The organism is Limnohabitans sp. YIMB22184 (assembly GCF_048020265.1).
Taxonomy (GTDB): domain Bacteria; phylum Pseudomonadota; class Gammaproteobacteria; order Burkholderiales; family Burkholderiaceae_C; genus Limnohabitans_A.
The window spans coordinates 1954407-1964664 of the sequence record NZ_CP171843.1 but is presented as its reverse complement, the minus strand read 5'-3'; the positions used below and the strand labels follow the sequence as shown (position 1 = coordinate 1964664).

Sequence of the window (10258 nt, the reverse complement as noted above, 5' to 3'; positions counted from 1 at the left end):
TCGATTGCTTCGTCGCTTCGCTCCTCGCAATGACAAGACCCGGTCATTTCGAGGCCCACTTCCCGTCGTTGCGAGGAGCCACTTCCAGTCATTGCGAGGTACGAAGCAATCCATGGACTGCCGCGCTTCTGTCACTGCGAGCGAAGCGCGGCAGTCGCAGTGACAGGACTCGGTCATCGCAAGTCACCCCTTCCCGTCATTGCGAGGAGAGAAGCAATCCATCTATCCCATTCAACCCAACACCCTCATGCTGATCTTCGTCACCGCCACCCGCCTTTCCGAAAAGGCGTTTCACCGTGTGTCCCTGCTGGGGTCGTGCTTGCCTCGTTTGGGCGAGTTTGGCCCGTTGGCCTTGAGTCTCGCGCACGGCAACACGCGACCCTTGGCCGAGGTCTACAACGCAGCCATCGAAGCGGCTGCGCCCGACGATGTGTTGGTATTCGTGCACGATGATGTGCGCCTGGACGACTGGATGCTGGCGCAGCGGTTGCAGGAGGCGTTGCAGCATTTTGACGTGGTGGGCGTGGCCGGCAACAGACGCGTGCAGCACCGTCAGGTGACCTGGTACCTGCAACCCGAGCAGCCGGGTGTCCCCAGCCCTTGGGATCATGAGTATTTAACGGGAGCGATTGGCCATGGTTCGCCCCGGTCCCGCATCACGATGTATGGCCCCAGCCCGCAGCCAGCGCGCTTGCTCGACGGCGTTTTTTTGGCCGCTCGTGCCAGTGTGCTTAAGCAAAGCGGCGTCCGCTTTGACCCGGCTTTGGCATTCCACTTCTACGATCTGGATTTCTGTCTGCAAGCCCATGCCGCCGGCCTGCGTCTGGGCACCTGGCCCATCGCCTTGACCCACGCCAGCGGCGGTGAGTCCATTTCTTCTGAGTTGTGGGCGGATGCGCGTGTCTTGTTTCTGGAGAAGTGGTTCGGTGGATTGCCACGGCCTTCGGCCTCGCAATGACGTAACCCTGTCACTGCGACTGCCGCGCTGCGCTCGCAGTGACAGAAGCGCGGCAATCCATGTATTCCCTGACTCTTTTACGCCGCATCCTCTGACAGACTGGCCCTAAAGGGAGCAGACATGAAAACACCATGCGTGTACATCATGGCCAGCGCGCGCCATGGCACTTTGTATGTGGGAGTAACCAGCCAGTTGCCCGCCCGTGTCTGGCAGCACAAGACAGGCGCTTTGGGTGGTTTCACCAGCAAGTACAAGGTCGATCAGCTGGTCTGGTTCGAGGTCCACCAAGACATGACGGCCGCGATCTTGCGCGAAAAACAGCTCAAAGCCGGTTCGCGTCAAAAGAAGCTGTAACTGATCGAGGCCATGAACCCGCTTTGGCAGGATTTGTATTCAACCGTTCTGTGACTTCGCTGACGGTCACGGTTGTTTCACTGCGGCTGCTGCGCCTCTGTCACTGCGACTGCCACTTTCCCGTCACTGCGAGCGAAGCGCGGCAGTCCATGGATTGCTTCGTACCTCGCAATGACCTGAACTCGTCACTGCGACTGCCGCGCTTCGCTCGCAGTGACAGAAGCGCGGCAGTCTATGGATTGCTTCGTGCCTCGCAATGACATGAGATTGCCTTGTGCCTCGCAATCACGCAAGCCCTCTGCAGCGAGGGTCGCCGCCTTGCGATTGCCATGTCTTGCAGGCCTTTCTTGTCCGCAAATTGAATTCTTTGTAGTTCAATTGATTGTTTGGGTTCGTTGTTTACGGCAGTGAATCTGTACTTTGGGACAGTTCATCAAATTTATCAATTCACATAAGCTCAAGAGTCTTTGGGGGCCGCAGGGTGTGGGCATTCCTCGCCCGGGTACTGGCCAAGAGCTGCCGCCAGGTTTTTATATTTCAAGTGATTCCAGACATGACAGACAAGTTGACGCCGCATGCGGCACAGATGCCCCAGGCCGATGTGATGGACGGCGAAGGCGCACAGTGGCTGCAAAAGGGCGTTGACCTGCGCAAGCAAGGGGATGTCGAGGGGGCGTTGGCCTGTTATCGCGCTGCAAGCAAATTTCCTGAGCAGCAGGCAGTGGCATTTTTCAACATCGGCAATGTATTGCATGACCGGGGGCAGTGGGCGGAGGCCATCACCGAGTTTAAAAAGTCCTTGGCCGTGCAAGCGCAGTCGCCGGCGGCCTGGTTGCAGACGGCGCGTTGCGAAGTCAAGCTGGGCCAGTTTGCGCAGGCGCGTGAGGCCTTTGCCTCGGTCTTGCGCCTGGACCCGAAGAACTTCAGTGCCTGGCTGGAAGCGGGCAACCTTTGTCGCACCATGGGCCTGACCGAGCAGGCGCTTACCAGCTACCGGCAGGCGGTGGTCAGTGCCCCCGAGCGTTGGGAGGGCCTGCTGACGCTGGCGCGCACGCTCGAAGACCTGGGGCGCTGGGACGAAGCGGCGGCCAATTACCATGCCGCGCTGGTCACTGCGGGCAAGCAGCCGGCTGGCGCACGCAAGGTGCACACCATGATGGCGCGTTATCGCCTGGAGCGCGGTGATGCGGCGCGGGCCTTGGAGTCGTTGCGTCAGGCGCTGGGCTTGCTGCGCGTGGAGCAGCCCGAGCCCGATGCCAATGAGCGCGCCGAGCTGCAGATTGACCTGGGCCAGGTGCTGATGCGCGTGGGCCTGACCGAGCTGGCGCACCGGGCGTTCGAGCGGGCATCGATTGCTACGGCCGAGAACGTGCTGGCGCGTCTGGCGCAGGTGTCTTTCCAGAACAATCTGTGGCAAGAGGCGCAGGATGTGCTGCAGCGTTGCGTTGAGTTGCACCCCGAAAGTCCGACGGCCTTGTGGAACCTGGCGCATTCGTATGCCGAGAGTTGGCAGATGGAGGAGGCCGAGGCCACGCTGCAAAAGGCCGAGGCGTTGGGGCCGCAATCGGGTGCGCGATCCATGCGTGCCTCCATTGCAGGGCGCATTGGCGATGTAGACAAGGCGCGGGTCATTTACCAGACGCTGGGTGAGGAGGAGGGGCCAGATTCACCCATGCGCTCCAGCGCGGCGATGTCTTCGCTGTACAGCGACACCCTGACGGCGCAGCAGGTGGTGGATTTCCACCGTGAGTTGTTCACTCCGATGGGGCAGGGTGCCCGCGCTTTGGATTCATTCAAGAACAAGCGCGACGCCAAGCGGCGCATCCGACTGGGTTTGATCAGCGCCGACTTCCATCACCAGCACCCCGTCAACATCTTCATGCAGCCGGTGCTGGCAAGGCTGGACCGCAAGCAGTTCGAGGTGTTCATGTACCACACCGGCATTGCGCATGACGAGCAGACGCAGCTGGCGCGCCGGCGCTGCGAGCACTGGATTGAAGCGACCACACTCACCAATCTCCAGCTGTCGCGCCGCATCGAGGCCGATGGCATCGACATGATGATGGACCTGTCGGGCCACACCTCCATGAACCGCATGGCCATGCTGGCCAAACGCGTGGCGCCGGTGCAGGTCAGCTTCCTGGGCTATCCAGGCACGACGGGTGTGCCCAACATCGACTGGATGCTGACCGATGCGGTGGTGGCGCCGCCTGGCAGCGAGTCTTTGTTTACCGAACAGATCAGCCGCCTGCCGAACACGGTGTTTTGCTATGCCCCTGAGGTGGATTACCCGTTCCCGGCCTATGGCGCCGAGCATGCGCAAAGGCCGCTGACTTTTGGCTCGTTCAACAACGTGCCCAAGCTGACGCCTCACACCATCAAGCTGTGGTCGGCCGTTCTCCAGGAAGTGCCCGAATCACGACTGGTGCTCAAGGCGCCGAGCTTCAAGGACGAGTCGGCCATTCGCGCCTTCCGTGAGCGTTTCGAAAAAGAAGGCGTCTCGTCGGATCGCATTGACTTCCGTGGGCCGGTGGGTCTGACCGAGATGATGGCCGAGTACGCCGACATCGACATTGCGCTGGACACCGTGCCTTACAACGGCGGCACCACCACACTGCAGGCCATGTGGATGGGTGTGCCGGTGGTGGTCAAGGCTGGCAACAACTTTGTCTCGCGCATGGGCGCGAGCTTCATGAGCGCCGCCGGTCTGGGCGACTGGGTGGCGGGCAACGATGCCGAATACGTGCAGGTGGCCGTGCGCATGGCCGCCGACCGCCAGGCCCTGTTGGCCCTTAAAAAAGGCATGCGCGAACGCCTGCTGGGCTTGCCAGGCTGGGATATCGACCAGTACGTGCGCGACTTCGAAGCTGCGCTGCGGCAGATGTGGGCTGCGCATTGCAAAAGGTCTGGCAAGTGATGGATCGCTTCGTTCCTCGCGATGACTTTAGTCCCCGTCCTTGCGTGGAGCGCAGCGACGAAGCAATCCACTCTGTCATGGCAATCCACAGAATAAGGAACATTGAATGAACAACAAGCCGGAAGAACGGGCCATTGAAGACCCGCTTCTGCATTGCCTGGCGCTGACCTCGCACCTGCTGGGCAAGCCGGCGCATTTGTCGGCTTTGCGTGCGGGTTTTGCAGTCGACGACAAAGGGCATGTGCCTGCAGCGTCGATGCCCGATGTGGCGCGCCAGCACGGGATGATGGCGATCTGGTCGCGCACGCGGCCGGCGGCGGTGCCCAGTTATGTGCTGCCGGTCATCGTGCCGCTGCAGGACGGACGGGCCTGTGTGCTGCGTTCGGTCACGCAGGGACAGGCGCAAGTGCTGTCGCCCGAGACGGGCCAGCAGGAGTTGTTGATGCCGCTGACCGAGCTGGACGCGTTGTCCACTGGCGAGGTGATGGTGGTCAAGTTGCCGCCGCAGCGCTCGGACCAGACGCTGGCGCCGCTCAAGGGCGCAGCCTTTGCATGGTTTTGGGGCACGCTGTGGCGCTTCCGGCATTTTTATGTCGAGTCGATGCTGGCCACGGTGGTGGCCAACATTCTGGCGCTGGCCGCGGTGTTTTTCACGATGAACGTGTACGACCGGGTGGTACCCACACAGGCCTATGCCTCGCTGTGGACGCTGGCCATAGGCACGCTGGTGGCGGCGTTGTTTGAATACGGCATGCGCTGGCTCAAGGCCCGGTTGGTGGATTTGGGCGGCAAGCGCGCCGACCTGGCCATCAATGCCACGCTGCTGCGCGAGATCATGGCCATTCGGCTGGAGCACCGGCCGCAGTCGATCGGCATCTTTGCCAACTCGATGAAGGACTTCGAATCGCTGCGCGATTTCTTTTCTTCGGCATCGCTGGTGGTGCTGGCCGATTTGCCCTTTGTGCTGATGTTTGTGGCGCTGGTGGCTGTGGTGGGTGGCCCGCTGGTGTGGGTGCTGGTGGTGGCTGTGGCGCTGGTGTTGGCCATGTCGCTGCTGGTGCAAAAGCCGCTGATGGGCTCGATGCGAGAGAACATGAAAGAGTCAGGTGACAAGCAAAGCGTGCTGGTCGAGACGGTGCTGAACCTGGAGCTGCTCAAGGCGCACAACGCCGAGGGTTATCTGCAGCGGCGTTGGGAGCAGTCCAACCTGGCCGCGGCCGATTCGTACCGCAAGATGCGCTCGATCACCAACGCCGTGACAGGTGCCATCAGCCTGCTGTCACAGGCTGTGACGGTGTTCATGGTGGTGTGGGGCGTGTACCTGATCCACGCCAACCAGCTCACGCTGGGCGGTCTGATTGCCTGTGTGATCCTGGCAGGCCGCGCAATCTCGCCGCTGGGCAGTGTGATGGGGCTGGCCGCCCGCTACCAGCAGGCCAAGGCCTCGCTGGAAATTTTGGATGGTCTGATGAAGCGCCCGCGCGACCGCGACCCAGAAAAACGTTATGTGGTACCCGAGCAGGTGCGGGGCCAGCTCGAAGCGGTGGACTTGGAGTTTGCGTACCCCGGTGAGTCCAAAGTGCCTGTGATTCGCCGCATCAATCTGCAGATCCCGGCCGGTGCGCACATCGGTCTTCTGGGGCGGCTGGGTAGTGGCAAGAGCACGCTGATCCGCCTGCTGGCGGGCCTGTACGAGCCACTGGGCGGCAGTGTGCGCGTCGATGGCGTTGACCTGCGCCAGATGGACCCGGCCGAGCTGCGCACACGCTTGGGCTATGTGTCGCAGGATGCGCAATTGTTCATGGGTACGCTGCGCGAGAACTTGATCTTGGCGGACAGCTGGATTTCGGATGCGCGCATTGTGCAGGTGCTGCAAGAGCTGGACATGTACGACTTTGTCGCGCGCCACCCCAAGGGGCTGGACATGCCATTGACCGAGGGCGGCGGTGGTCTTTCAGGCGGGCAGCGCCAGATGGTGAGCCTGGCGCGCCTGATGCTGCGTGACCCGGCCGTTGTGTTCATGGATGAGCCGACGTCCAGCATGGACCAGAACAGCGAGAACCATGTCATTGAAGTGCTGGGCAGGTGGCTCAGGGGTCGCACGCTGGTGCTGTCAACCCACAGACCGCAGTTGCTGGAATGGGTGGAGTCGTTGGCGGTGATGGACAACGGTCAGTGTCTGGCCGTGGGGCCGAAAGACGAGATCATTCAAAAGCTCAGCCGGGGCGTGTCGCGCAGCACGGCCGCAGCGCCTGCACAAGGAGGTGCCGCATGAGCAGCAAAGAGTTTGGTCTGATGTCCGTCGAGGACGAGGAGCGCCGCACTAGCCGCTGGCTGCTGTGGCTGACGGTGGGCGCACTGGTGGCATCGCTGACCTGGGCGGCCTTGTTCCACCTGGACGAGGTGACACGAGGCCAAGGCAAGGTGATACCGGCCAGCCGCGAGCAGGTGGTGCAAAGTCTGGACGCCGGTGTGGTGACCGAGATCCTGGTGCGCGAGGGCGCACACGTCAAACGCGACGATGTGCTGATTCGCCTGGACGATGGCCGATCGGGTCCGGTGTTTCGCGAGGCCAGCGAGAAGAAAAAAGCCCTGCAAGCCATGGCGGCGCGGTTGCGCGCCGAGGCTTATGGTCGGGCGCTGGAGTTTGACAAGGACACGCCTGCAGCCATTGCCGGGCGCGAGCGCCAGGCTTACGCTGCACGCCGCCAATCCATGGACGAAGCCGTGTCCAGCATCAAACGCTCGCTGGAAGCGCTGAACCGCGAAATCGCCATGACCGAGCCCATGACGCGTCAGGGCCTGATGTCCGAGGTGGAGTTGCTGCGCCTGCGGCGTCAGCAGTCCGAGCTGATGGGGCAGATGGACGAGCGCAAGAACCGCTATGCGACCGAAGCCGCCAATGAGCTGGTGCGGGTCGAATCCGAACTGGCACAGTCGCGCGAAAACGCGTCGGCCCGCGAAGACGCTTTCATTCGCACCGTCATCAAGGCGCCGATGGACGGCGTGGTCAAGAACGTGCAGGTGACGACGATTGGCGGCGTGGTGCAGGCGGGCATCCCGATTCTGGAGATCGTGCCCACGCAAGACCAGATGCTGGTCGAGGCCTATGTGAAGCCGGCCGAGGTGGCCTTCCTCAAGTCGGGCCAGAAAGCCATGGTCAAGCTCACGGCCTATGACTTCAACCGTTTTGGTGGGTTGGATGGCGTGCTTGAACACATCAGCCCCGACACCATGCGCGACGAAAAACAGCGCCGTCCCGGTGTGCCGGTGGAGCTCGAAGAGGGCTACTACCGCCTGCTGGTGCGTATCACCGATACAAATCTGGAGCGCAACGGTCTGCGCATGCAGCCACTGCCGGGCATGACGGCCACGGTCGAGATCAAAACCGGTCAGAAGACTGTGCTGGAGTACCTGTTCCGACCGCTGCAAAGCGTGACCCAGGCGTTGCGCGAGCGCTGATGTACCAGTGCAAACAGAGCTGCTCAGCTGTGGTGTCGCAATCGTTGTGCTGAGGTGTTCGGTGCGCATTTGAAAGGCTTGACGATGTCCAATTTGAGCAATGACTTTGATTTACGCCTGCATGTGCCCGGTGTGGTGGCCGTGGTGGACGACGACGCAGGCATCGCGTTGGCGCTGCAAAACTGGTTGGAGCTGATGCAGGTGCGGGTACGCGCCTTTCAGGACGGACGAGAATTTTTATCTGCGCTGGAATCGACTTCAAAAGGCTGGCATTTTCAAAGCGACGGCCAGCCTCTTGCTGCTTTGGTGATCGATTTGAATTTGCCAGGCCTCAGTGGTTTTGAGGTCGCCCGAAGGCTGCAGGCCCTGACGCCCAACTTGTGCATTGTGGTCATCACGGCAGCCAGCGACGTCAATATGGACATGCTTGGTGGCGTTCCGCCGGGTGTCGTTTGCGTGGGCAAACCTTTCAACCTGGCTGAACTGGAGTGCTGGCTCAAACCCCCTTACATCTGAATAAGCTCAGGGTTTGAGCCCGCGCCGCGCCAGATCGCGCATGAGCGCTCCCACGCCATAGATCCAGGCCGGTGCCTGGTCCGAGGTGGTGACCTGGTTGACCAGGGTGCCCAGCTGCGGGGTGGAGATGCTCACCACATCGCCCACCACATGGGTGAAGCCCTGGCCTGGGCCGTGTCGGTCTTGCGTGGGCGCAAACATGGTGCCCAAAAACAGCATCATGCCGTCCGGGTACTGGTGGTACTTGCCCATGGCTTGGCCCGCCAGTTCTAGCGGGTCACGGCTGATTTGGCTGAGGGCGCTGCTGCCTTGCATCACAAAGCCCTCGGGGCCTTGTACTTTCAGGCTCAACTCGCATTGGCGCACATCGTCGATCCCGAAGTACTCGTCAAACAGGCGGATGAAGGGGCCGATGGCGCAGCTGGCGTTGTTGTCTTTGGCTTTGCCCAGCAGCAGCGCGCTGCGGCCTTCAAAGTCGCGCAGGTTCACGTCGTTGCCCAAGGTGGCACCCACCACTTCACCGCGCGAGTTGGCGGCCAGCACGATTTCGGGCTCGGGGTTGTTCCACTGGCTGCCGGGGTGGATGCCCACTTTCGAGCCGGGGCCCACCGCGCTCATGGGTTGCGCCTTGGTGAAGATTTCGGCGTCGGGTCCGATGCCCACTTCCAGGTATTGCGACCACATGCCTTGGGCCAGCAGTACTTCCTTGAGCTTGGCCGATTCGGGCGAGCCGGGTTTCACGCTGCGCAGGTTGTCGCCGATGACCGCCACCACCGCCTGGCGCACGGCCTCGGCGCGGCTGGCGTCGCCACGGGCTTGCTCTTCGATCACACGCTCGAGCATGCTGGCTACAAAGGTCACGCCTGCCGCTTTGACTGCTTGCAGGTCGCAGGGCGCCAAAAACCAGGGCTTGGACGGGTCACGGGTCGCTTCGTCGCTGTTGGCCAGCACAGCCGCTGTATGGCCCAGGGGCGTGGCCTGGCCTGTGGTGATGCATTGCCTGACCCGGTAGGCCACTTGCTTTTGCTCGAGCAATTCGCTGCAGGTGAGCGCCAGGCGCGACAGGTCCAGCACCTGGTCGGGCGTGACGGCGACCAGGACCGGGCCGGTGTTCGGCTGCCAGATGCGGCCAATCAACAGGGCGTTGTCACAGAGTGTGGGCAAGGCGGAAGTGTTCATGGGTGCGTTGTCTAAATGAGTGTGGTCTATGTTGCCAGATGCTGGTGGTGGCTGGCTGTCACCTAGAGGCGTGGCATGGAGCCCGCGTTGCGCGCGGGACTGGGGTTCGGATGCAATGGGTTACAAGCTTGTGCGTTGCTACACCGAGATATCCAAGTTTTGATCTTAGAGTAGCGCTTCTCGATTGAAAGGAGCTTCCTGATGAACACGATCACTGCATTGAAATCCACGGCCGTTGTCACCTGTGCCTTGGCTATATTGCTCACAGGCTGTGCAACGGCCACACCTGAACAAAAGGGGGCCGGAACAGGCGCGGTGATCGGTGCCGTGGCCGGGCAAATTCTGGGCCGCGACAGCAAGGCCACCGCCATTGGTGCGGGCTTGGGTGCTTTGGGCGGCTATGTCTGGTCCAAAAATATGGAGGACAAGAAGCGTGCGATGGAGCAGGCCACAGCCGGTACCGGTACGGTGGTCACGCAGACCGCGGACAACCAGCTTCGGCTTAGCATCCCCAGCGACATCTCGTTTGACTCGGGCCGCTCGGAGATCCGGCCCAATTTGCGCCCGATTCTCGACCAGTTTGCGCAAGGCCTGAGCCAGCAGCCCAGCATGGAAGTGCGCATTGTGGGCCACACCGACAACACCGGCAGTGATGCCGTCAACAACCCGCTGTCGGTCAATCGCGCCCAAAGCGCCCGAGACTATCTGGTGTCACGCGGTGTGAGCAGCAGCCGCATCAGCATCGACGGGCGCGGCTCGCGCGAACCGATCGCCGACAACAGCACCGAATCAGGCCGAGCCCGTAACCGCCGCATTGAGATTTTCTTGGCGGAGCGGGCCACAGGGCGTTGACAGGTTCTTGATGCGGCCAG

Annotated in this window: 8 protein-coding genes; 7 read left to right on the top strand and 1 reads right to left on the bottom strand. The window is 61.8% G+C overall.

Annotated elements, in window-relative coordinates; all coding sequences use genetic code 11:
* The first annotated feature begins 247 nt into the window (after nucleotides 1-247).
* The 6 genes from ACHEXL_RS09100 to ACHEXL_RS09075 all read left to right on the top strand — a co-directional run bounded on the left by ACHEXL_RS09100 (nucleotide 248) and on the right by ACHEXL_RS09075 (nucleotide 8207).
* Nucleotides 248-958 carry a glycosyltransferase gene (locus ACHEXL_RS09100; protein ID WP_416559007.1) on the top strand — a complete coding sequence of 237 codons (711 nt, stop codon included), beginning with the start codon at nucleotides 248-250 and terminating at the stop codon, nucleotides 956-958.
* A 120-nt stretch (nucleotides 959-1078) separates the two neighbouring features.
* On the top strand, nucleotides 1079-1312 hold the full coding sequence (locus ACHEXL_RS09095) for a GIY-YIG nuclease family protein (RefSeq protein ID WP_416559006.1): 234 nt from the start codon (nucleotides 1079-1081) through the stop codon (nucleotides 1310-1312).
* 553 nt (nucleotides 1313-1865) lie between these two features.
* Nucleotides 1866-4229, top strand: coding sequence for a tetratricopeptide repeat protein (locus ACHEXL_RS09090; RefSeq protein ID WP_416559005.1), 2364 nt, complete (start codon nucleotides 1866-1868; stop codon nucleotides 4227-4229).
* A 106-nt stretch (nucleotides 4230-4335) separates the two neighbouring features.
* Nucleotides 4336-6504, top strand: coding sequence for a type I secretion system permease/ATPase (locus ACHEXL_RS09085; protein WP_416559004.1), 2169 nt, complete (start codon nucleotides 4336-4338; stop codon nucleotides 6502-6504).
* The gene (locus ACHEXL_RS09080; protein ID WP_416559003.1) at nucleotides 6501-7691 is read left to right on the top strand and encodes an HlyD family efflux transporter periplasmic adaptor subunit; all 1191 of its coding nucleotides are present in this window, start codon (nucleotides 6501-6503) and stop codon (nucleotides 7689-7691) included. The genes ACHEXL_RS09085 and ACHEXL_RS09080 overlap by 4 nt, the downstream gene beginning before the upstream one ends.
* A gap of 84 nt (nucleotides 7692-7775) precedes the next feature.
* The gene (locus tag ACHEXL_RS09075; protein WP_416559002.1) at nucleotides 7776-8207 is read left to right on the top strand and encodes a response regulator transcription factor; all 432 of its coding nucleotides are present in this window, start codon (nucleotides 7776-7778) and stop codon (nucleotides 8205-8207) included.
* 6 nt (nucleotides 8208-8213) lie between these two features.
* Here ACHEXL_RS09075 and ACHEXL_RS09070 read toward each other — a convergent pair whose 3' ends face one another.
* Complete coding sequence (locus tag ACHEXL_RS09070; protein ID WP_416559001.1) at nucleotides 8214-9386, bottom strand: fumarylacetoacetate hydrolase family protein; 1173 nt, start codon at nucleotides 9384-9386, stop codon at nucleotides 8214-8216.
* 201 nt (nucleotides 9387-9587) lie between these two features.
* Here ACHEXL_RS09070 and ACHEXL_RS09065 point away from each other — a divergent pair, with 201 nt between their 5' ends.
* Nucleotides 9588-10238, top strand: coding sequence for an OmpA family protein (locus ACHEXL_RS09065; protein ID WP_416559000.1), 651 nt, complete (start codon nucleotides 9588-9590; stop codon nucleotides 10236-10238).
* The last annotated feature ends 20 nt before the right edge of the window (nucleotides 10239-10258 follow it).

Bases quoted from the DNA above. Each gene is read 5' to 3' on its own strand.
- ACHEXL_RS09085 (WP_416559004.1), top strand. From the start codon at position 4,336: ATGAACAACAAGCCGGAAGAACGGGCCATTGAAGACCCGCTTCTGCAT.
- ACHEXL_RS09095 (WP_416559006.1), top strand. From the start codon at position 1,079: ATGAAAACACCATGCGTGTACATCATGGCCAGCGCGCGCCATGGCACT.
- ACHEXL_RS09080 (WP_416559003.1), top strand. From the start codon at position 6,501: ATGAGCAGCAAAGAGTTTGGTCTGATGTCCGTCGAGGACGAGGAGCGC.
- ACHEXL_RS09100 (WP_416559007.1), top strand. From the start codon at position 248: ATGCTGATCTTCGTCACCGCCACCCGCCTTTCCGAAAAGGCGTTTCAC.
- ACHEXL_RS09090 (WP_416559005.1), top strand. From the start codon at position 1,866: ATGACAGACAAGTTGACGCCGCATGCGGCACAGATGCCCCAGGCCGAT.
- ACHEXL_RS09075 (WP_416559002.1), top strand. From the start codon at position 7,776: ATGTCCAATTTGAGCAATGACTTTGATTTACGCCTGCATGTGCCCGGT.
- ACHEXL_RS09065 (WP_416559000.1), top strand. From the start codon at position 9,588: ATGAACACGATCACTGCATTGAAATCCACGGCCGTTGTCACCTGTGCC.
- ACHEXL_RS09070 (WP_416559001.1), bottom strand. From the start codon at position 9,386: ATGAACACTTCCGCCTTGCCCACACTCTGTGACAACGCCCTGTTGATT.